The organism is Achromobacter spanius (assembly GCF_003994415.1).
GTDB classification, from domain to species: domain Bacteria; phylum Pseudomonadota; class Gammaproteobacteria; order Burkholderiales; family Burkholderiaceae_B; genus Achromobacter; species Achromobacter spanius_C.
On the sequence record NZ_CP034689.1, the window covers coordinates 3,813,039 to 3,835,062 of the forward strand.

Annotated in this window: 19 protein-coding genes; 11 read left to right on the forward strand and 8 right to left on the reverse strand. The window is 62.2% G+C overall.

Annotated elements, in window-relative coordinates:
• Together ELS24_RS17400 and ELS24_RS17405 are read right to left on the reverse strand one after the other, a co-directional pair.
• Positions 1–423 (reverse strand): CopG family transcriptional regulator, encoded by a 423-nt coding sequence (locus tag ELS24_RS17400; RefSeq protein ID WP_050449717.1) that lies wholly within the window; start codon positions 421–423, stop codon positions 1–3.
• A 33-nt stretch (positions 424–456) separates the two neighbouring features.
• Complete coding sequence (locus ELS24_RS17405; protein WP_127184845.1) at positions 457–903, reverse strand: hypothetical protein; 447 nt, start codon at positions 901–903, stop codon at positions 457–459.
• A 284-nt stretch (positions 904–1,187) separates the two neighbouring features.
• On the opposite strand from ELS24_RS17405, the gene ELS24_RS17410 reads away from it, so the two are divergent.
• The 11 genes from ELS24_RS17410 to ELS24_RS17460 all read left to right on the forward strand — a co-directional run bounded on the left by ELS24_RS17410 (position 1,188) and on the right by ELS24_RS17460 (position 13,455).
• Positions 1,188–2,177, forward strand: a complete 990-nt coding sequence (locus ELS24_RS17410; protein WP_127184846.1) for a LysR family transcriptional regulator — start codon at positions 1,188–1,190, stop codon at positions 2,175–2,177.
• The gene (locus tag ELS24_RS17415) at positions 2,174–3,655 is read left to right on the forward strand and encodes a flavin-containing monooxygenase (protein WP_127184847.1); all 1,482 of its coding nucleotides are present in this window, start codon (positions 2,174–2,176) and stop codon (positions 3,653–3,655) included. The genes ELS24_RS17410 and ELS24_RS17415 overlap by 4 nt, the downstream gene beginning before the upstream one ends.
• Positions 3,652–4,626: an ABC transporter permease gene (locus tag ELS24_RS17420; RefSeq protein WP_050449687.1), complete on the forward strand. Its 975-nt coding sequence runs from the start codon at positions 3,652–3,654 to the stop codon at positions 4,624–4,626. Before ELS24_RS17415 ends, ELS24_RS17420 begins: the two co-directional genes overlap by 4 nt.
• The gene (locus ELS24_RS17425) at positions 4,623–5,540 is read left to right on the forward strand and encodes an ABC transporter permease (protein ID WP_050449686.1); all 918 of its coding nucleotides are present in this window, start codon (positions 4,623–4,625) and stop codon (positions 5,538–5,540) included. The genes ELS24_RS17420 and ELS24_RS17425 overlap by 4 nt, the downstream gene beginning before the upstream one ends.
• Positions 5,537–6,547 carry an ABC transporter ATP-binding protein gene (locus ELS24_RS17430; RefSeq protein WP_127184848.1) on the forward strand — a complete coding sequence of 337 codons (1,011 nt, stop codon included), beginning with the start codon at positions 5,537–5,539 and terminating at the stop codon, positions 6,545–6,547. The genes ELS24_RS17425 and ELS24_RS17430 overlap by 4 nt, the downstream gene beginning before the upstream one ends.
• Positions 6,544–7,560: an ABC transporter ATP-binding protein gene (locus ELS24_RS17435; protein ID WP_127184849.1), complete on the forward strand. Its 1,017-nt coding sequence runs from the start codon at positions 6,544–6,546 to the stop codon at positions 7,558–7,560. The genes ELS24_RS17430 and ELS24_RS17435 overlap by 4 nt, the downstream gene beginning before the upstream one ends.
• Positions 7,561–7,651: 91 nt before the next feature.
• Positions 7,652–9,235, forward strand: a complete 1,584-nt coding sequence (locus tag ELS24_RS17440) for an ABC transporter substrate-binding protein (RefSeq protein WP_127184850.1) — start codon at positions 7,652–7,654, stop codon at positions 9,233–9,235.
• A 3-nt stretch (positions 9,236–9,238) separates the two neighbouring features.
• A complete protein-coding gene (locus ELS24_RS17445) occupies positions 9,239–10,702 on the forward strand; it encodes an acyl-CoA thioesterase/bile acid-CoA:amino acid N-acyltransferase family protein (RefSeq protein WP_127184851.1) in 1,464 nt (487 codons plus the stop codon).
• Between the two features lie 24 nt (positions 10,703–10,726).
• A complete protein-coding gene (locus ELS24_RS17450; protein ID WP_127184852.1) occupies positions 10,727–11,902 on the forward strand; it encodes a CMD domain protein in 1,176 nt (391 codons plus the stop codon).
• 105 nt (positions 11,903–12,007) lie between these two features.
• Positions 12,008–12,871 (forward strand): class I SAM-dependent methyltransferase, encoded by an 864-nt coding sequence (locus ELS24_RS17455; protein ID WP_127184853.1) that lies wholly within the window; start codon positions 12,008–12,010, stop codon positions 12,869–12,871.
• A gap of 272 nt (positions 12,872–13,143) precedes the next feature.
• Complete coding sequence (locus tag ELS24_RS17460) at positions 13,144–13,455, forward strand: hypothetical protein (RefSeq protein WP_127184854.1); 312 nt, start codon at positions 13,144–13,146, stop codon at positions 13,453–13,455.
• A 216-nt stretch (positions 13,456–13,671) separates the two neighbouring features.
• Here ELS24_RS17460 and ELS24_RS17465 read toward each other — a convergent pair whose 3' ends face one another.
• The 6 genes from ELS24_RS17465 to ELS24_RS17490 form a co-directional block, all read right to left on the reverse strand.
• Complete coding sequence (locus ELS24_RS17465) at positions 13,672–15,117, reverse strand: IS1182 family transposase (protein WP_127184855.1); 1,446 nt, start codon at positions 15,115–15,117, stop codon at positions 13,672–13,674.
• 263 nt (positions 15,118–15,380) lie between these two features.
• A complete protein-coding gene (locus ELS24_RS17470; RefSeq protein ID WP_127184856.1) occupies positions 15,381–17,423 on the reverse strand; it encodes a hypothetical protein in 2,043 nt (680 codons plus the stop codon).
• Positions 17,408–18,319 (reverse strand): TRAFAC clade GTPase domain-containing protein, encoded by a 912-nt coding sequence (locus ELS24_RS17475; protein ID WP_127184857.1) that lies wholly within the window; start codon positions 18,317–18,319, stop codon positions 17,408–17,410. Before ELS24_RS17475 ends, ELS24_RS17470 begins: the two co-directional genes overlap by 16 nt.
• A complete protein-coding gene (locus tag ELS24_RS17480) occupies positions 18,312–19,334 on the reverse strand; it encodes a TRAFAC clade GTPase domain-containing protein (RefSeq protein ID WP_127184858.1) in 1,023 nt (340 codons plus the stop codon). Before ELS24_RS17480 ends, ELS24_RS17475 begins: the two co-directional genes overlap by 8 nt.
• 6 nt (positions 19,335–19,340) lie before the next feature.
• Complete coding sequence (locus ELS24_RS17485) at positions 19,341–20,402, reverse strand: GTPase-associated system all-helical protein GASH (RefSeq protein ID WP_127184859.1); 1,062 nt, start codon at positions 20,400–20,402, stop codon at positions 19,341–19,343.
• 19 nt (positions 20,403–20,421) lie between these two features.
• Entirely contained in the window at positions 20,422–21,762 is a 1,341-nt protein-coding gene (locus ELS24_RS17490) for a metallophosphoesterase (protein WP_127184860.1), read from the reverse strand.
• Positions 21,763–22,024 lie beyond the last annotated feature (262 nt).

The window sequence follows — 22,024 nt, forward strand, 5'->3', positions numbered from 1 at the left end:
TCAGCGGATGCGCTGACGCAGGGCAGTCTTGACGGCGGGACTGGCATGCAAGGCCCCCAATACCGTCACGGATTCGATCGTGGCCAACGCCAATTCGGGCGTCACGTCCGGCGCGATGGTCGCCAGCCCCAGGATCCGGATCTGCAGCATTTCACCCGCGGCCTGAACCGCGAGCAGATCGTCGACCGTGTAGTGCTGAATACCCAACACCAAAGTCTTCCGGCTGACCGCCTGCCGCACGGCATCGCCATGGGCGGCAAGCTGGTTGCGGATGGCGGTGCGGATCAGGTCGGTCCGGTTGGCGTAGAAGCCCTCTTGAACCAGAAGATCAATCTGGCCCAGGTCGACATAACCCAGGTTGATCGTGATCTTCTCGTCTGAGGGCTTGGGAGCGGAAGCGAGGCGTGGGGGACGTGGAGGCATGAAACGAAGCATAAAACCATCCAAGTGGATGGCCTATGGATGTTTCATCTTGATAGATTCCTCGGCATTGGCCTGACGCCGAGCGCGGGCGCTTTCAATACGAGCCAGCAAGGGCCCTTTACGCTTGACGACCATTTCCAGGTAGCGCTCTCGCGACAAGGCCAAACGCACCAGCGTCGGCAGTGCCTCGTAAGCCCGTTCCAAAACCAACTGCACCGACGCCTCGTCCTTCAACTTGTCAGACGCCACGTTCAACAGGCCATCCACCACCACCCGCTCGATTTTTGGCCAATGCTGGTCAATCAAGTCATGGCCCTTGCCACTGACTGCGTCCAAGGCGGCCCCGCCAGTGGCCTTGACCTTCACGGCTGAAGACGCGGTGCTTTCCACTGCACTGCTGACTGACCGGGACGCCTTGTCCGCCAAGTTCTTGGCGGTGCCAGACGCGCCCGAAGCCAGATCGGTGATTTTCTTGAACATGTCCTGATCCCGGTTGCGGCCATCCACCTTATTGGTGCTTTGGCCCCTGTTGGTCGAGCGCGCGCGCCGGCTCGATCTTCTGTGCGGCCATGGTACCAAGGCCACGCTACACGCCGCCCCTGGCACCCGGGAATTCGCGCTTCGACCCTAAGCCCTTGAAATAACTGGCAGTTATGAAACCGCATAAGGAAATGCCGAATTAGGGAATTTACTTATGCCTTTTAACTATTTGCTGTGCGCATACTTGCCGGGTCAGAATTCGCGCTGAGCATAAAGCACCCCAGATGGAACTTCGCCAACTCGAGGCCTTCGCGGCCGTCATGTCTACAGGTAGCGTCACCGCTGCCGGGCGCCTGCTTGGGCGTTCGCAGCCGGCCATCAGCCGCCTGTTGCAAGAGCTTGAAGCGGAAATCGGCTATGCCCTGTTCAACCGCAGCGGGCCGCGCGTCACGCCCACCGAACAGGGCTTTCTGCTGTATGACGACGTGGAACGCGCGCTGGCCGGTTTGCAGCAGATTCGCAGCCGCGCCGAAGAAATTGCGCGCGGCCAGGCCAAGCCGCTGCTGCTGGCGGCAACGTCCGCGCTGGCTGCTGGCCTGGTGCCGGACGCGCTCAAACGCATCGAATCCCAAACCGGCGCCATGCGGGTGCAAGTGCGCAGCGCCTCGCCCGAACGGGTCGTGCACGCAGTGCTGACCGGCGCCGCGCAACTGGGCGCCACCAGCTTGCCATTGGAACATCGCGGCCTGACCGTGCATTGGATCGCGCAAGCGCCCTGCGTAGTGGCCTTGCCCGAAAACGATCCGCTGGTCGCGCATGCCGTGGTGCCCGTCGCCCTTCTGGCCGGCCGCCGCCTGATCACCATGGCCAACCCCTACCGCCTGCGTCGCCGCCTGGACGCCGCGTTGGCCCCCGACGGCAATGCGCCCGGCACCATCGAAACCAATTCGTCCGTCAACGCCCTGGCCGCCGTGCGCGCCGGCCTGGGTGTGTCGGTGCTGGAACCGATTACCGCTTACGGCGTTCCGATGCCGGGCGTGGCGATCCGGCCCATCGACCTGGACATCCCTTTCTTCTTTGGGGTCATCACCCCGCAGCCGCAACCGCAACCTCAACCGTTGACGCCCGCCTGCCAGGCTATGGCCGACGCGCTGGCCGAAGCCGCCGCCGCGCTGCTGCCCGGCTTTGTGCTGCACGACGCCAGCGAGCATGCCGCGCTGCTGCACTCTGTCTACGGTGATGACGCCCCTGTTTTGGACTCCCCCACACTATGAATTTGCCCGTTGCCACCCCGCCGCAAGGCTTGGATGCGCTGGAAGCGCGTCTGCGGCAAGACCTGTCCTGGCTGGAAATTCCCGCCAAGAACTGGGTTGCGCCCCGTCTGGTTGATGGACAACAGGTACTGGACGTTGTCGTCATCGGCGGCGGCATGGCCGGCTTGGCCGCCGCCGCGTCGTTGACTCACCTGGGCATCACGGCGCCCATCTTCGACCAGGCGCCCGAAGGCTACGAAGGCCCCTGGGCCACCACGGCCCGCATGGAAACGCTGCGTTCGCCTAAGCAGCTGACCGGCCCCGCGCTGGGCTTGCCCGCGCTGACGTTCCGCGCCTGGTTCGAAGCGCAGTTTGGCTCGGCTGAATGGGACGCGCTGGACAAGATTCCCCGCCTGCAATGGATGGACTACCTGCGCTGGTATCGCCGCGTGCTGAACCTGGACGTGCGCAACGAACACCGCGTGCTGTCCGTGCAACCGCGCGCCGACCGCCTGGTGCAACTGGACATCGAGTCCCCCGCCGGACGCAGCACCGTGCTGGCCCGCCGCGTGGTGCTGGCCACCGGCCGCGACGGCCTGGGCGGCGCCTATGTGCCTGACTTTGCCAAGAAACTGCCGCGCGACCGCTGGGCGCATTCGTCCGACGTGATGGACTACGCCACCCTGGCCGGCAAGCGCGTCGGCGTCGTGGGCGCGGGCGCGTCCGCCATGGACAGCGCCGGCACGGCACTGGAAGCCGGCGCCGCCAGCGTCGACCTGCTGATCCGCCGCAACGACATCCCGCGCGTGAACAAAGGCAAAGGCGCGGGCAACCCCGGCCTGACCCACGGCCACCTGACCTTGCCCGACGAATGGAAGTGGAAGATCCGCCACTACATCAACGCGGCGCAAGTGCCGCCCCCGCGCGGCAGCACCTTGCGCGTGTCGCGCTTCCCCAACGCCCGCTTCAACCTGGGCTGTGGCGTGCAAGACCTGGCAATGGTGGGCGACGACATCCACGTCACCACGCCCAAAGGCGTGTTCGTGCTGGACTTCCTGATCTTCTCCACGGGCTTTCGTATCGACTGGACCGTGCGCCCGGAATTCGCGCCGCTGGCGCCCCACGTGCGCAACTGGGGCGACCGTTTCACCCCGCCCCCCGGCGAAGAAGACCAGGAACTGCATGATTCGCCCGACCTGGGCGCCGTCTTTGAACTGCAAGAAAAAGTGCCCGGCGCCTGCCCGGGCCTGGACCGCGTGCACTGCTTTTCCTACCCCGCCGCGCTGACGCAAGGCACGATCTCGGGCGACATCCCGGCCATCAGCGAAGGCGCCAAGCGCCTGGCGCAAGGCATCGCCGGCCTGTTCTACCGCGAAGACGTCGAAACGTACTACGCCAACATGGAAGCATTTTCCGAACCGGAAGTGTTCGGCGATGAATGGACGCCGGCCCCACCGCCCGCCCAAGCCGCGGCCTCGCAAGCGGAGACCGCGCAATGACTGGTTGGTTGATACGCCGCATTGCACAAGCCGCGGTGGTTGTATTTCTGATGACCTTGATCGTCTTCGTGGGCCTGCACGCCATCGGCAACCCCGTGGACATCCTGATCGGCCAGGACGTGGACCAGGTCGACCGTGCCCGCATCATCGCGGAGCTGGGCCTGGACAAACCGCTGTGGCAGCAATACCTGGCGTTCCTGAACGGCGCGCTGCACGGCAACCTGGGCAACAGCTTCGTCTACAACATTCCCGCGATTGAACTCGTCATCCAGCGCCTGCCCGCTACGCTGGAACTGGCGATCAGCGCCCTGGGCCTGGCCGTCATCATCGGCCTGCCGCTGGGCTTGATTGCCGGCCTGTACCCCGACAGCCGCTTTTCCAAAATGATCATGGCCGGCAGCATCGTCGGCTTCTCGCTGCCGACCTTCTGGGTGGCGCTGATGCTGATCATGACGTTCAGCGTGTCGCTGGGCTGGCTGCCCGCCAGCGGCCGTGGGCAGACGGTGGAATTCCTGGGCTTTCAGTGGTCATGGTTGACTGCCGACGGCTGGCGCCACTTGATCCTGCCCGCGCTGAACCTGTCGCTGTTCAAGATTTCGCTTGTCATCCGCCTGACCCGCGCCGGCGTGCGCGACGTGATGCCGCTGGACTTCGTGAAGTTCGCCCGCGCCAAAGGCTTGTCGCCGTTTCGCGTGGTCTGTGTGCACGTGCTGCGCAACACGATGATCCCGCTGGTGACCGTGCTGGGGCTGGAGCTGGGTTCGACCATTGCGTTCGCCGTCATCACGGAAAGCATTTTCTCGTGGCCGGGCGCTGGCAAGCTGATCCTGGACAGCCTGAACGCGCTGGACCGCCCCGTCATCGTGGCCTACCTGATCGTGGTCGTGTGCCTGTTCGTGACGCTGAACCTGATCGTCGACATTCTTTATAAAGTGCTGGACCCCCGGGTACGGCTGGAGGGCTCGGCATGAGCACCACTGCAACCCCTGAGAAGGTTCCCGCCCTGCGCCGCGAATCGCCCTGGCGCCGCAACCTGACCGAATTCCTGTCGTCCAAGACGGCGGTGTTCGGCCTGGCCGTGGCCACCCTGCTGATTCTGGCCGCCATCTTCGCGCCGTGGATCTCGCCGCAGAACCCGTATGACCTGCTGCAAATCGACGTGCTGGATTCCCGCATGCCGCCGGGTTCCATGAACGGCTTGGACACCTTCCACTACTGGCTGGGCACCGACGGCCAAGGCCGCGACTTGCTGTCCGGCATTCTGTACGGCCTGCGCATCAGCTTGATGGTGGGCGTGGGCTCGGCCGTTATCGCCGGCATCGTCGGCACGCTGCTGGGCCTGCTTGCCGCCTACGCGGGCGGCAAGGTCGACGCCTTCATCATGCGTTTGGTCGACCTGATCCTGTCGTTCCCGTCCATCCTGGTTGCCATGATGATCCTGGCCTTTCTGGGCAAGGGCGTGGGCAACGTGGTGCTGACGCTGGTGATTCTGGAATGGGCCTATTACGCCCGCACCGCGCGCGGCCAGGCGCTGGTGGAACGCCGCCGTGAATACGTCGAAGCCGCCCGCTGTCTGGACATTCCCAACTGGCGGATCATGTTGAAGCACATTCTGCCCAACTGCCTGCCGCCGCTGATCGTCATCGGCACCTTGCAGATTGCGCGCGCCATCACGCTGGAAGCCACCTTGAGCTTTCTGGGCCTGGGCGTGCCGGTAACCGAACCGTCGCTGGGCCTGCTGATTTCCAACGGCTTTCAATACATGCTGTCCGGCGAATACTGGATCAGCTTCTACCCCGGCATCGCACTGCTGATCACCATCGTCGCCATCAATCTGGTGGGCGACCGCCTGCGCGACGTGCTGAACCCAAGGACTCACAAATGACCGACCGCACCGCTACCGGCGCGCCGGCCACGCTTGAAGTGCGCAACCTGCGCACGCACTTTCATACCCGCGCGGGCGTGCTGCCCGCCGTGGACGACGTGTCGTTCACGCTCGAGCGCGGCAAGATCCTGGGCCTGGTCGGAGAATCCGGCTCGGGAAAATCCGTGACGGGCTTTTCCATCATGGGTCTGGTCGACGCCCCCGGCCGCATCGTCGGCGGCGAAATCCTGTTCCAGGGCCGCGACCTGACCAAGCTGGCCCCGCGTGAACTGCGCCGCCTGCAAGGCAACCGCATCGCCATGATCTTCCAAGATCCAATGATGACGCTGAACCCCGTCTTGCGCGTGGACGTGCAGATGATCGAAACCGTGCGCGCGCATAACAAGATGAGCAAGCGCGAAGCCCGCACGCTGGCCCGCGACACGCTGGGCATGATGGGCATCCCCAGCCCCGAAGAACGCTTGCTGGCCTACCCGCACCAACTGTCCGGCGGCATGCGCCAGCGCGTGGCCATTGCCATCGCCATGCTGCACCGCCCTGACCTGATCATTGCCGACGAACCCACCACCGCGCTGGACGTCACCATCCAGGCGCAGATTCTGTCTGAAGTGCAAAAGCTGGCGCAGCAGCACGGCACCAGCCTGATCTGGATCACGCATGACTTGTCCGTGGTGGCGGGTTTGGCCGATGACGTGGCCGTGATGTACGCCGGCCGCATCGTTGAACACGGTAAGGTCGACGACGTGCTTGACCGCCCGCAGCACCCCTACACCGTCGGCCTGATCGACAGCCTGCCCAGCAATAACCTGCGGGGCCAGCGCCTGCGCCAGATCCCCGGCATGACGCCCAACCTGCTGCACCTGCCCGCCGGCTGCGCGTTTTCCGCGCGCTGCTCGCGCGCCACCACCGCCTGTGGCCAGCAACCCGGCATCACTCAAGCCCTGCCCGAACACGACGTGCGCTGCTTCCATCCGACTATCCAGATCCACAACGAGGTGACGGCATGACTGTATCCGCCGCCCCCACGCCGCTTATTGACCTTGCTCAAGTCAGCAAGCGCTTTGGCGAAAGAAAGGTCGGCGCGGCCGGCCGCGCCATGCAGCGCATGGGCTTGTCCAAGCCGCCCGCGATCACGCGCGCCGTCGACAACGTGGACCTGATCGTGAACCCCGGCGAAGTCGTCGGCCTGGTCGGTGAATCCGGCTGCGGCAAATCCACGCTGGGCCGCATCGCCGCAGGCTTGTTGACGCCTTCCGGCGGTGAAGTCCGCATCAACGGCGTGCGCCCGTCCGACATGAACTCGGCCGCCGCCCACGCCGCGCGCCTGACCGTGCAGATGATTTTCCAGGACCCCTACGCCAGCCTCAACCCGCGCCTGCGCGTGGACGAGATCGTGGGCGAAGCGGCCCGCATCCACGGCCTGGTCGACAACGCGGGCTTTGACGACTACGTCAGCGCCCAGCTCGAACGCGCGGGGCTCGACCCTGCCCTGCGCCAACGCTACCCGCACCAATTCAGCGGCGGCCAGCGCCAGCGCATCGGCATCGCCCGCGCGCTAGCCGTGCAGCCGTCCATGCTGGTGTGCGACGAAGCCGTTGCCGCGCTGGACGTATCCATCCAAGCGCAGATCCTGAACCTGTTCATGGACCTGCGCGAAGAACTGAACCTGACGTACCTGTTCATCAGCCATGACCTGGGCGTGGTGGAACACCTGTCTGACCGCGTCGTCATCATGTACCTGGGCCGCGTCGTGGAAACGGCCACGGTGGACGAAGTGTTCCAGCGCCCCAACCACCCGTACACGCAAGCGCTGCTAGCGGAAATTCCCAGCCTGAAGTCGCGCCACAAGATCTTTACCGCGATCAAAGGCGAGATTCCCAGCCCGCTGAACCCGCCCGGCGGCTGCCATTTTCATCCGCGATGTCCGCATGCGATGCCGCGCTGCAAGACCGAAGTTCCCACGTTGAAGGGAATCGCCATCAACCATTTAAGCGCCTGTCATTTGAACGACATGGCCTGAACCTAATTGGCCGCGTGGTACGCAAATACGGCAAATACCGCGCAGCCTTCGGAACACTTAACTCGTTCCCCCCCTACCAAGGACCCCGAACATGAAACGCTTGATTCTTTCGACCCTGACCGCCGCCATCCTCGGCGCCTCTGCCGCCGCGTCCGCCGACAACCTGTCGATCGGCTTCGCCGACCCGCTGTCGTCCCTGGACCCGCAGCTGAACAACCACGCCGGCGACCGCTCGGTGGCCCTGCACTTCTGGGACCTGCTGATCGAGAACAAGTGGAACAAGCTTCAACCCGGCCTGGCCGTTAGCTGGAAACCGCTGGACCCCACCACCTGGGAATTCAAGCTGCGTGAAGGCGTCAAGTGGCAAGACGGCACGCCGTTCACCGCCGACGACCTGATCTATTCCTACACCCGCGCGCGCGCCGTCCCGGGCAGCGTGGCAACGTACGCCGGCTACCTGCGCACCATCGACACGATGACCGCCAAAGACCCGCTGACCCTTATCGTCAAGACCAAGGCGCCCAACCCCGACCTGCCGCTGAACCTGGCATCCGTACACGTCGTCAGCAAGCACGTCGGTGAAAAGTCCACCACCGAAGACTACAACTCGGGCAAGGCCATGGTGGGCACCGGCCCGTACAAGTTCGTGTCCTACACGCCGGGCGACCGCGTCATCATGGAACGCAACGACGGCTACTGGGGCGAGAAGGCCACCTGGGACAAGGTCAACTACCGCTACATCAACAACGCCGCCTCGCGCACCGCTGCGCTCTTGGCCGGTGACGTGGACGTGATCGACAAGGTGTCGGTGTCGGACCTGGCCAAGCTGCAAAAGTCCGCCAACATCTCGGTGTACCCGTACGACGGCCTGCGCGTCATGCTGCTGCAACCCAGCTTCAACCCCGCGCCCAACCAATACATCACCGACAACAACGGCAAGCCGCTGGACAAGAACCCGCTGCTGGACCTGCGCGTGCGTCAGGCGCTGAACCTGGCCATCAACCGCAAGGCCATCGCCGACCGCATCCTGCAAGGCGCGGCCACCGAAGCCAACCAGTGGATGCCCAAGGGCACCTTCGGCTACAACCCCGACGTTAAAGACATCCCCAACGATGTCGCGCAAGCCAAGAAGCTGCTGGCCGAAGCGGGCTTTCCCGACGGCTTCAAGCTGACCATGCATGTGCCCAACGACCGCTACCCGCAAGGCCCGGAAACGGCCCAAGCCGTGGCGCAGTTCTGGACCCGCGTGGGCGTGAAGACCCAAGTGGAAGTGGTGCCATGGGCCGTGTACTCGGGCCGCGCCAACAAGAACGAATTCGCCGTCAGCATGCTGGCGTGGGGCAACGGCACGGGTGAAGGCAGCTACGCGCTGGTCAACATCCTGGCGTCGGTCGACCCCAAGAAGGGCCTGGGCGCCTCCAACTGGGGCCACTACTCCAACCCCAAGGTGGACGCTGCCCTGGAACAATCCACGTCGGAATTCGATGTGGCCAAGCGTGAAGCCATCCTGCGCGACTCGGTCAAGCTTGTGTCGGACGACGTCGGCATCTTCCCGCTGTTCCACTACAAGAACATCTGGGCCACCAAGAAGGGCTTGAAAGTCACCCCGATGACCAGCGACCGCACGGCCGCCATGATGGTCACCAAAGAACCCGCCGCCGCGGCCGGTAAGTAAGCCATGGCGCCGACCCTGACCATCACCCCCGCGGACGCCTTGATCGACGTGCCGCGCCAGATCCGGGTGGAAAACGTGGCACCCGGCCAAACGGTGCATATCACCGCGCGCACCCGCCGCAACGGCGTGCTGTGGCAAGCCCACGCCACCTACACGGCGGGCGAAGACGGCGTGGTCGACCTGACCCGCGACGCGCCTGTCTCGGGCGACTACACCGGCTTGTCGCCGATGGGCTTGATCTGGTCGCAAGCCCCCGTGGACTCGCCCAGCCGCGAACACTTCAACCACCCGGTGACCGATGCTTTGGTTACTGATGTAGTTGCGCGTGTGGGCGCGGTTGAAGGCGGTGCGGAAGCCAGCGCTGATGCCGGCGTTGTAGCCGGCGCTGTGGCCGAAATGCAGGCCCAAGCCACGTTCACGCAACGCTTGGCGCTGGACGGCGTTACCCGCCACGAGGTCCGCGAAGAAGGCTTGGTCGGCACGCTGTACCTGCCGGCAGGCAGCAAGCCCGGTTCGCACCCCGCCGTCATGATCCTGAACGGCTCGGGCGGCGGCATCAACGAACCGCGCGCCGCGCTGTATGCATCGCGCGGCTACGCCGCCTTTGCGCTGGCGTACTTTAAGGCGCCGGGCCTGTCCGACTACATCTCGAACACCCCGCTGGAGTACTTCCAGACCGGCCTGCGCTGGCTGCGCAAAAAGGTTCAACCCAAGCACGACTTCGTCGCCATCAGCGGCCAATCGCGCGGCGGTGAACTCGTGCTGCTGCTGGGCGCAACCTTCCCCAAGGAAGTGTCCGCCGTCGTCGCCTACGTACCCGGCGCCGTCGTCCACAGCGGCCAGAACGCCTGCGACCCCAAGATCGGCCGCGAAGGCCCCACGTGGTTGCTGGGCGGCAAGCCCATCCCCCACGTCTGGGAAAACAACCGCACCGCCACCTGGGCCCCGTTTGACGAAGGCCCATCGCCGCATCGTCACGAGAAAGCCATCCTGACCGCGCTGCAAGACCCCGACGCCGTCGCCCGCGCCCGCATTCGCGTGGAAGACATCGAAGGCCCGGTCATGCTGCTGTCCGGCACCGACGACGGTTCATGGCCGTCCAGCCTGTACTCGAAGATGGTGCAGGACAAGCTGGTCGACGTGAAACACCCCTACCCCGTCGAATGGCTCGACTACGAAAACGGCGGCCACTCCATCCTGTTCCCGTACGTGCCCACCACCCAGCTCGTCTACGCCCACCCCGTGTCGGGCAAGATCAGCACCAGCGGCGGGAATCCAAAAGACAACGCACGCGCCGACCAGGAATCGTGGGAAGGCGTGAAGAAGTTTTTGGACGCGGCGGTGAAGGCGCGGGCGGCTGCGGTTTCGGCTTCGGCTTCGGCAGCGTCTAGTTCGACTAGCGCGGATTCCGCAAGCTCGCAATCGGCTGCTGCCCATTCCGCAAGCACTTCCGGCAACGCCGGCTGATCAGACACCAAGGAGAACATCCCCATGGCACAACAACCCATCGTCTATGACGCCGTCAATGATCTGGTCGACAAGCTTGTCGGCCTGACACCCGGCAGCAAAACTTTTCAGGTCCGCCACCAACGCGAAAAAGTCGCCGCCGCCACGCAAGGCAGCTACGACGCCCTGTTCGACCCGGCCCTGCCCGGCTTGTCGCTGGCCGAACGCCTGCTGGTCGCGCTGTACGCCACCCGCATCAGCCTGTCGCCGCTGCTGGCCTCCCACTACCGCGCACGCTTGGCGGAAACGGAGGCAGCCCCCGCCGACATCGCCGTCGCAGAATCCGGCAAGCCGTCAGACGCCTCCACCCCGCGCCTGGTTGCTGTGTTGGAATTCACGCGCAAGCTGATCGAAAACCCCGTCGAAGGCGACGAAGCCGCACTGAAGACCCTGCCCGCAGCCGGCGTCACCACGCCTGCGGTGGTCACCCTGTCGCAACTGATCGCCTTCCTGTCGTACCAGACCCGTCTGGTCGCCGGCCTGGCCGCGATGAAAGACTTGGAAGGCCAAGCCCCCCGCGCCGCCGCCGTCCCGCCCGCGCCCTTCGAACCCAACACCGCCGCCACCGAACCCGGCGCCGTCATCAAGGCCCACGGCTTCACCAACGAAGTGCTGGAGTGGAAGGCATGGCTCGACGTCGTCAACGTCGACACCGCCACCCCGGAACAAGTCGCCGTCCTGGAAGAAAGCCACCCCAAGGCCAAGGTCTCGGACTACTACCTGTTCCTGGTCCACCAACCGGAAATCCTGCGCCAGCGCTCCACCGCCTTCAACGCCATCATGTACGCCCCAGGCGGCCTGTCGCGCGCCGAACGCGAGCTGGGCTCCACGGTCGTCTCGCGCGTAAACGGCTGCGTGTACTGCGCATCCGTCCACGCGCAGCGCTTCGAACAACTGGCCAAGCGTAACGAAGTGATCGCGCAAGTGTTCGAAGACCCCTACACCGCCGGCACCACGGCACGTGAACTGGCAATTGCCCAGTTCTCGATCCAGATCACCGAAGCCCAGGCCGACGTCAACGCCAACAGTATCCAGGCATTGAAGGATGCGGGCTTGAGCGAAGGCGAAGTGCTGGACCTGCTGCACTCGGACGCGATCTTCGCCTGGGCAAATCGTTTGATGCTGAACCTGGGCGAACCGGTTTTTGCCACCGTAGGCTAAGACCCGCTTTACCGCCGCCCAGCGGCCGCGTCAGCGTTTTCGTTAAACTGACGCTTTCCGCGCCACTACGCGCCCCGCCCCGTGCGGGGCGCTTTGCCTTCCCCCATGTCAGAAAAAACCCACGACATCCGCCCCGGCCAGTCGATCGAACTCCTAAAAGCCCTGCACATCCTGACCCGCGACGGCAAGATGAACCAGGACAGCCGCCGTAAATTGAAGCAGGTCTATCACCTGTTTCAGTTCATCGAGCCGCTGCTGAAAGACGTCCAACAAGAACGCGGCGCCGTCACGCTCGCGGATCACGGGGCTGGTAAGTCGTATCTGGGGTTCATTCTGTATGACTTGTTCTTCAAGGAACAGAAGGACGCCGTCGGGAATGGGTCCCATATTTATGGGATCGAGACTCGTGAAGAACTGGTGAAGTCGTCAGAAGAACTGGCGAAGCGGCTCGGGTTTGGTGGGATGTCGTTCTTGAATCTCTCTGTGGCGGAGTCGATTACGTCGAGTCGGTTGCCGGCGACGATTGATGTAGTCACTGCACTGCACGCTTGTAATACCGCCACCGATGACGCGATTCACTTTGCGTTGGAGAAGAAGGCGAAGTACATCGTGGTGGTGCCTTGCTGCCAGGCGGAAGTGGCGTCGGTGCTAAGGAAGAATAAAGGCAAGGCGCTGGCTGATCCGTTGGCGGAGATCTGGCGGCATCCGTTGCATACCCGGGAGTTTGGAAGCCAGATTACGAATGTGCTGCGGTGCTTGCAGCTTGAGGCGCATGGGTATCAGGTTAGTGTGACGGAGCTGGTCGGGTGGGAGCATTCGATGAAGAATGAGCTGATCGTGGCGCAGTTTAAGGATTTGCCGACTCGGAAGCCTGCGGAGAGGTTGACGGAGATGTTGGCGCGGATTGGGTTGCAGGAGTTGAAGGATCGGTTTTTTGTGCCGGTGGCTCCGGCGGCGGTAGCTGAGTAGGTATCTGCTTGGCTGATTGGCATGAACCAGAGATAGCTTTAGCTGGTGGTGGGCTGCTGATCCTTCTCTAATCAGTAGCCTGCGATTGCGCTTACGTAAGAGAAAGCGTGATCAATTTGGCACGGAACCGCATCGCGTCCGTCGCCTAGCGGGGCATACTCGCCCCGTGGTCCAAAGGATCGCCCGGGTTGACAGCCGGAAAGACAGAACAAGTGGCCGCTGCAACGGTGGCCTCCTTTCTTTCATTGCGTCAATTACACCGGAGCGTCGAGATGAGCGACCACCCTTTTACTTATGACCGTTGGGCCACGCCGGATGATCCGGAGTTTGGTGTTGTGCGGTTTGATGATTTGCGGAAGATCGAGCGGGCTTGCTTGGGGATTTGGGCTATTGCGAGGATTGTGGGGAATACTGCGAATGAGCCTGGGGCTACGGGAGTCACGCCGCTGCATGGTTGGGTGGTATCGAATTTGATGGGCGGAGTGGAGAGCCTGTGCGATCAGATCGCTGATCAGGTGGCAGGCGCAATGGAGGAACCGCCGTTAGATTCCTTCTTCTCCAAGGCGAGGACTTCGACGCAATAGCGCAGTACTGTCAGCAAGCGCAGAAACCACTGCCCGTAAGTCGGCTTACGACCGAGGCTGTGTGGAAACTCATCTCGCCCTAACGACCACAGCGAATTCACCTGGACCGCATCAACTTGAGCGGTCTTCACTTCGATTTTTCGACGCGAGACTCCCTGAAGGCCGTTTGAGCGGCGCGGATACGATATGAAGTGCGTCATTGGTCACATGAAGGGCTCAGCCCCCCATCGACAGCATCGCTTTCATCGTTTGCTGGAAGCCTAGGATGCGCATGACCCGCTTGAGGTTATAAGCCAGTACATTCAAGCTCATTTCCGTGCCCACATTGCCCAAGCGACGAGTTAGGAAGTGTGTATAGCCCATCCAATGCTTGAACGTGCCGAACACATGTTCCACTGTGCGCCGCCGCACCTTCATCGCATCTGGCATTCGGTCTAGACGGCGCTGCGCCGCCTCAAGCACCGCCTCATGTTCCCATCGACTGATGCGCCGATACGCGCTAGGTGTGCATCGCTCCTTCATAGCGCATTGTGGGCAGGCACTACTCCAGTAGCGCCGCAATTGAAGACCATTTTCCTCTCGCGTAAACCGGTGGATGGCGCGCTGGCCCGCAGGGCACTGGTACTCATCGTCCTTCGCGATGTACATGAAGTCCGAACGGTCGAAGCGGCCTTCGGCCTTGGCATTGGAAGTGGTCGGCTTGGGCAAGATCGCATCAATACCTGTTTCTGCACATGCCTTGATCTGAGGCGCGCTGTAGCAGCCGCGATCGGCAATCGCACGGAGTCGCTTCTTGCCCATCGCCTCCCGCGCGGCTTGTGTCATCGATGCCAAGGAGTCCCTGTTATGTCCTCGGTTCGTCACTTCGTGCACGACGATCAGATGGTGCTTGGCTTCGACAACCATCTGCACGTTGTAGCCGACCATCCCCGAGCCCCGGCCGCTGGTGGCCATCGAGCGGGCACCCGGGTCGGTCACCGACAGCTGACCGTCTGGACTGTCTTTGAGCCTCTCCTTGACGTCATCCAGCGTGCGCATTTGTTTGCGCAGACGTTCGATCTTGTCATTGAGCCGATTGGTCCTGGCCTCGATCTCGACAGGTTGCGTTCGGTCCGCTGTGTCGAGCGCCGTCAGATAGCGGTGGATGCTCTCCTCAATCTGCTGCTGACGTTTGTCTATCTTGGCAGCCGTGAAGTTCTTGTCGCGCGTGTTGACTGCCTTGAACTTGCTTCCATCAACGGCAACCATGGCTTGGCTGAATAGCTTGAGATCTCGGCATACGGCAACAAACCGCCGGCAAACGTTGCGAATGCCCGACCCATTGTCACGGCTAAAATCCGCGATGGTCTTGAGGTCTGGCGCCAGACGACCAACCAGCCACATCAGTTCGACATTGCGTTGGCGCTCTCGCTCGAGTCGGCGACTGGACTGGACCCGATTTAAGTAGCCGTAGATGTAGATCTTCAGCAGCACGGCCGGGTGATACGACGGGCGGCCGGTAGCTGCTGGCGCCGCCTTCTCAAATCCCAGCGATTCCCGGTTGAGCTCTTCGACGAATGCGTCGATTATGCGCACCGGGTTGTCGTCGGCGATGAAGTCATCCAGGCATTCCGGGATCAACGCTACCTGATGCCGGTCCTGACCTTCGATGAATCGGGGCATGTCGACTCCCGGGATCGAGATACCAAACTTTATCTACACCACCGAAGCGGCGTCAAAGAGTTTTCACACAGCCTCGACCCATTGCAGCCGTTCGAGCCGGGGTAGTCGTCGCCTGCCTCGCAGCGATTGCAGTCCGCCGTAGTAACACCGTGACAATGTCGTTTGAGCCGAACAACAGTTGTTCGGGAAATGCATAGATGCCGGGTCAGTTCATTATGCGACAGCTTTTCACTGACGAGCCGTCTCATCCGCAGGTTTCCCCGCTACTCTATCCTGCGGTCGATGATTTTCGCCCGCTCATTCCACCAAGCTTCGCCGCCGCCACGTAGCGCGCTACGCACCTTATCCAGATAGCGGCGCCCCCTGAAGCTATCGGCCGCGAGGTCAACCAGTTCTTTCCAGAGATTGTCGTTGTCGACGACGGTACCAAATTCGATCGGGGGCAGTTCCCGGTCAATGAAGCTATCGACAACCGCGTTCCGGAGCTTCTCGCACTGGTCCCATTCACGCCAGACTGATCCGTATGGCAGCCGCGGCTTGGCGATGCGCCACGCCTCGTCGGTAAGGCGCTCGGATGCCATCGCCTCGTGAAGGCGCTGCACGGAGAGGAAAAACAGCTTACCGGCCGACTTCGAACACCATCCTCTGGCGCGGGCAAAAAGGAAAGAGGCGAGCAGATCCTCGTGCCGCACATCATCTGAAGTTTTTGTTCGTTCGACAGCAGTCACCCATGGGTCGGTCCCGACGCTGTTCGGCACGGACTCAGGGGCCAAGATCTTGGCCAGGGCGAACAGCAACGGCCTGTGCCAGATGATTCCGCACGACATTCCTTCGGCCAGATCGTCGATACGATGCGCAATTGTTCGAATCCAGGCTAGCCTAGAACGGATCCCGGCGGCGTCCAGACTGGACAGTGCAGCCACTACCGGATCGATGCCGAAGCGGTCGACCATAACTGCCGAGCATTCGTCGCGACCCGCCTCCATTAGCGCGCCTACTATCCGGACAGTCCCATCCTGACCGGCGTCCAGGGCTCCGATTAATCTCGGCGCGTCTAGTGAGGCTATCCGCCAGAACGACGCACGCTCGAAGACGTCCGGACGTGCGGGAAGCACTGCCATTGCGGCGCCGGGCAAGGCCTCGATCAAATCGATCAGCTCTTCTACGTCCGCTTCGGGGAGCGCGGCATCGATCGCCTTATGTAGCGGATCCTCCTCCGGCAGGTCGTCGGCGAGAAACTCAGGCTTCCATCGCAGCAGGGCGCGGCCTACTACGAGCGGTTCGACGCCAAGCAGGTCACGGTCTACGCGCACCTGCTGCAACGCGAAATCAAAGAGCCTTCGATCTACGAGTCCAGGTCGCGAGAACACCATGCGCGCAGCCGCAGCGCGACCCATGCGGGCTTGGTTTGTCCCCAACTGCTCGAGTTCGAAAACTGCTTCGGCCAATCTAATCGAATCTGCGTTTTGCTCCAGGGCGGCGTACAAGTGGACAAGCGGAATCATTGCTGCCCGGCCGTTGGTGACGTCCGAACCCACGTCGCGCAGGAACTGCCGCAGCCCCGATCCTGTAGGCGTTACGAGGTCGTTGAGAAGGGTCTCGATCCAGTCGCCCCGGCTTTTCGCGGAGGAGACCGCCCGAGGCACTTTCGAACGGCTCGTTCTACTCACATCTATCAGTTGAAGGTCGAACGCGTCGGCCGAGGTGGAGCGGTCTTCCGCAGAGAACGAGCAAAACCTAAAGGCCCGACGCAGGCGGGGCCACTGCTGCATCCATATGGCCACGATGAGCTCCTCGTCTTCCGGACGCTCGCGTTCATCGACAATCCTTTCCTTCGGTTTTTCATAGAGCGCGCTGGCCCACTGACCGGCTCGCCTCAGATCGGAAGGCGCGACGGGAGTCGGCGCCCTGGAGGCCATGACCTCGAACTGGGCCGCGAACGCGGATCCTCCGCCGACGGAGGGGCGTTGGAGGCGTCCGAGCAGGTCGTCCGCCGAGCCAAGCCTCGCGAGATCCGCAAAGTCTATGAGGAGAGAGTGAGTCCATACGCAACCCGGTCGGCTCATCTCTGGGGCGGCCCAGGTTCGCGCGAGGACGTACTTGCCCGATTCGGCGAGAGGGTATCCCGTGATGTAGCCGTTCGCGGGAATGCGACTGCCGCTGCCGGATGCGTCGCTAAGCACCAACATAGTACGCGCGTCAGACTGCGGGAGCTTGAGCGATCCTTCAATGAGACGATGGCCCTCGCTGTAGCCGTGAAGCGTCTGATCGACTTTTATGCGATCCCTGTTCAATGCATTAGCCATTGCAGCGGCTCTGTCAGGTCGTTCGATTCGCGTTCGGCGAAGACGAGACGGATGCGTTTGGCCGCGATGTCCACTTCTCGCAGTCGCTCCGCGTCTCTGCCCGTCGTGGCCCTCTTCTTCAGGGCCTCTCCATCCACCGGTTGGGCGTTTGCCTCGTTGCCGTCGTACTCCCCGCCTTGTGCGCTGACTCCGTACACCCGGGTCGTCCAACCGTCACGGGCGGCTTGAAGATACTGGGCGAGGAGAGGCAGCTTTTGCCCGAGGAAGGCATCGGGCGTGAGCCTTTCGCCCTCAACCTTGTCCCAGGCGCTAATCATGACGACGATCTTGCGACCCGCACGACCTACGGGAGCACGCGAGATTGATTGAAGCAGATCCACCAGCTGCACCTGGGTCGGGGCGAGGCTTGGTTCCCAATCTTTCGGAAGGGCCTCAACCTTCTTCCTGCCAGTCGCCCTGCGCTGCGCTGCGCGCTCCGCGACCCAGGCGGGCGCCTTCACTTTGTTGCCGTTTAAGAGCAGTAGAATGTTGCCCTCGGCAAGGCTCTCGCCCAGCACTCGCCCGAGCTCGCGATCTTCCCACATTGCGCGGAAGTCTTCCCCGGGCGCGTCGGGCATCGCGACCTCGACCACCTTTCCGGCAGCGTCCTTCAAATTCATCTTTACCGCACTCAAGCCCGTGAGCCTTGTGCGCGCTTGTTCGGTCGCCTTCCGCCAAACCGTCACGATCTTGCGCAGATAGCTGTGGTCGTTTTCCCCTATCGAATCGAAGGCGAGCATCTTCGTGACGCGTCGCTCGTTCACTAGCTCCCACAACGCCGCCAAGAAGGTCGTCTTGCCAGATCCGGGCAGGCCAATGATCGATATTGAGACGTGGTGCTTGCCGTGATCAGCCACGTTCCGCCTCCTCAACCATGAGGCCGTCGAAGACGCGACCGCTGCGATGATGCTGCCTAATCCCTTGGGGCTCCGCACCCGGCTTCATCCAGAACTCCAGCATTTCGGCCAAGCCGGCGCCACGCATCACGTTCGTGTCCTTGGGCGACGCGGAGGTGACGAAAGTGCCAATCTCGCCGAAGTGGACGGCGAACGCGTCCCTGATGCCGCCGATGATGGCATGGAAGTCGCGTTGCACTTGGTCCTTACGGGGCGAAGCCTGCACAGCGTCGTCCTTCGTCAGGACGATCGCGAGATTCGGCCTCCGTGTGAATGCGCCGTTCTCGACCATGCCCTGAATGATTAGCGGTATGGCACCTATGACGTCCGCTCGGTCGCGCGACGATGCTAGCCGCCGGCCATCCACCAGTACGGTGATCACATCGGCACGCCGGAGTTCGAACATAGCGGTCGCGTTCGCCGCAAGGTCAGCGACCTCTTCGTACTCCTCGCCTGAACGGTCGGCGATGAGCACCGACTGGAGCAGCCCATCCCGCAGCACGTCGAAATGGTAGAAGCGAACTTCGCCTCTCTTAGTTCGCTCTGAATGCGGTTCGTCGCGCTCCGAAGCTACCCTCGCGTCATGACAGATCATCTCCAGCCCGTGCAAGGTTGATGACCCAGCAAAAATTGCATCGGCTACGGGGCCAACTTGGAACAAGTCGAATAGGCCAGCAATGACGCTCGTCTTACCGGAATCATGCACGCCGATCACCCCAATCATCCGCGAGGGTAACGATGCGAGCACGCGGTCGGCGCGCCTGCTCTCAAGCGGAAGTGCATCGGGCAAAAGCACGCCGTCGAAGCGGTCAATTGCCTCCTGATCGTCATCGCCCTCGTCCTCGTCCTGCTCGCTCTCCTCCGGTTCCTTGCCGTAATAAAGACACCTGGCGAGATCGTCGTGGCCTTCGATGCAGCGGCCGCCCTGAGCGATGCGGCACTCGCGGTTTGCGCAGACTAATTCGGTTTCAGCCATCGCGGATCAACGCAGCCAGAGATTTTCACGGTAGAACTGTTCCGCGAGTGCGATGGGCGCCATGGCGGCCCCGACATTGATACCGGTTATGGCAGACCATCCGGCATACCAGCCCTCGCCGGCCCCGGTCTCTTGGCGCCTAAGCAGCGCGAAATGGACTGGTGAAGTGACCGGTGACGGTTTGCGGCCCTTCAGAGCCGTCGATGTCCAATCGTCTGAAACGGCATCCACCGCGTCGGCGATCTTAATCTTTCCCGTCGCCTTTACGCCGGCGCGCGACAGCAACCCGGGTATCGAGTTCGGGCCCGGGTATATCTTTGTGAGCGATGCAAGGTCGCGCGCGAACACGAGAGGCTTCTCGCTGGCGGAAAGGTCAGCGAAAGACTGGTTCGAAAGCAGCGATCGCTGTCCGAGCGCCCATGATAGTAAATCGAGTTCCTCGTCTGCCTTCTTACCGGCCTCCACGAGCAGCTCGGTGGACGCGTTGAACTTGCCGACGAGATCAATTAGCGCTTCGCTTACGGTTTCGGTGAATTGGTCGAAGACATTCTTGAACGTACTTGGGGAATTAGGTGCAACCCCGGCAAAGTCGGGCTCGAAGGCAAACTCTGGATCGGGAATGCTGATCTTGCTGAGATCAGGTCGCATGCGGCGCGAAGCGCCAAGCCGCGACAGACTGTTCTCGGCCAAAGTGACTAAATCAACCGGTAGTGCGAGTTTGCGCGCACCGCCGCACGCTGTCGCACAGACGGCCAATGCGGCCATTGAATTCAAACCGACGTACTGTAGGAGAACGCCCGCAGCCAAAACCTGATCCTGTCGAGCTCCTGATTCAATCGACGGATCCGCATCCGAGAACGCCTTATGAAACGCTGCTAATGCCGCGGCCAGCTCATCCTCCTGATGCCCCCCGGCCGGCGCCTTCGTGCCGAAGGCCAACCTTGCGAGCATCTCGATTGTGGATTTCGTCCAGTTTCTAGCGATGGCGTCGATTGCGGTCCAGCGCAGGTCTCGTTGTGCGCCGTCGGTCGAGATCTCGGAGTACAGTTTCGGAAAGTCCGCGTGCATATTTGATTCCTCTCCCAGTCTATTGCTCTCGAGCGTCGATGAGCCGCTCCAGTAGATCGAGCAGGCCGCGCTCTGATGCGCGGATTAGGGCGATGCCGTAGCGCTGAGGCTCAGGCAGATTGATCTCCTCGTCGCTGATCAGAGCGAGTTCGAGCGCGATCTCACGCCGGTCGCTCGCGTCCAAATCCCAGAAACGGTCGACAAGATGTCTAGTCTTTGCGTCGCCCATGGATGCCTCCGCGTCTGTGTCGGGAGCGGAAGCCTTCGCCTGAACCTTGAAGGTCTCGGTTACGACAGCGTCGACGATCCCGCCGCTCCTGATTCCGGTCGTTACTTCGGCCGGAAAGGGCATGGAGCGCCTGACTACGTCTTGGCCGTCGTTCTGTCGGATCGGCTGGAAGCCCTCCGGTTGCGGCTGGTACTTGTAAAGGTGACTAGCGACGTCAATCCGACGCTCCGCGCCCTCACCCGCGACGTTCAGTTCGATTATGTTATAGCTCGGATCGAACTGCCTGTCGGCGTGCGACGGGTTCACCGCGCCCGCACTCCATCGGACGAAGTTCGCACCCTCTTGGATACGCTGCCGGTGCTTGTGACCGAACACTTGGAACATCGCCCGTTCGTTAAGCATGTCCTCGACGTCGTCACCGTCAAGAAGCCAGTCGGGAGGGTGATGACAAATAGTGAGGTTCACGACATTCGGCGAAGGGTCGATTGTCTGGAGCGGGCTCAGGTAAAGCGAACCCCTATTGTCATCGCCGCCGTTGCGTCCCGACAATAGGGTGGAAGTCAGACCATGGATACGAAGCATGACGCCCAATCCCAGCTCGCGCTCCTGCTTCCAGTAGAGGTGACCCGGATAAACCTGACAGCTCATCTTCTTAGCGAACTCGTTGTACGCAGCGTGGCCATGGAAGAGAGCCTGCCCGGTGTCGTTGTGATCGAGTTGCTTTCGGAGCATCCATACTCGGTCTTCTTCGCTTCGCGCTTGGAAGATCATGGACTGCGCGTTCATCGTGGGTGTGTCCTCACACGATTTTCGGTTCACATCGTGATTTCCGGGCACCACCCAGATACTGGCGCTGTCGCACCCGCATTTCGCCGCCAAGTCAAGCAGCCAGGTTCGCGCCACCTCATATTCCCGAGGATCCCCTTGATACGCAATGTCGCCGCCTACCATGATTGCGTCTATCGGACCCATCGCGGCAACTCGGCCAGTCAGGTGCCGCTCGAGGCGCGTGCGATAAGGCTTGTCCCGGTCGTGGTCGGGATCAAGACATTCAGGGGCTCTAAAGTGAATGTCAGAAAGATGGAGAATCCGCATCGTTTTGTTCTCGAGACTCCGCAGGGCATTAACCAAGGCTGATCCATAAGCGACCTTTGCCCCTGGGTACGCTCTGTTCTCGGTACGCTGTAAGTTTGAAAGCGTCGTTGGCCAGCTACGCAAAGCCGATGGTCATTCGTAGCGGGGACAGGCAAGTATATGCGAAACGGATGTTCAATTTGCCGAGTAGTAACGCCCCCGTCGGCACGGGTTGGGATTATCGCGAACACAAGTCGGTCGTCGACTGCGAGTACGGTCTGCGCAAAGGCTGCCTTGTTGCCACTCGAAGCTCGAGGCC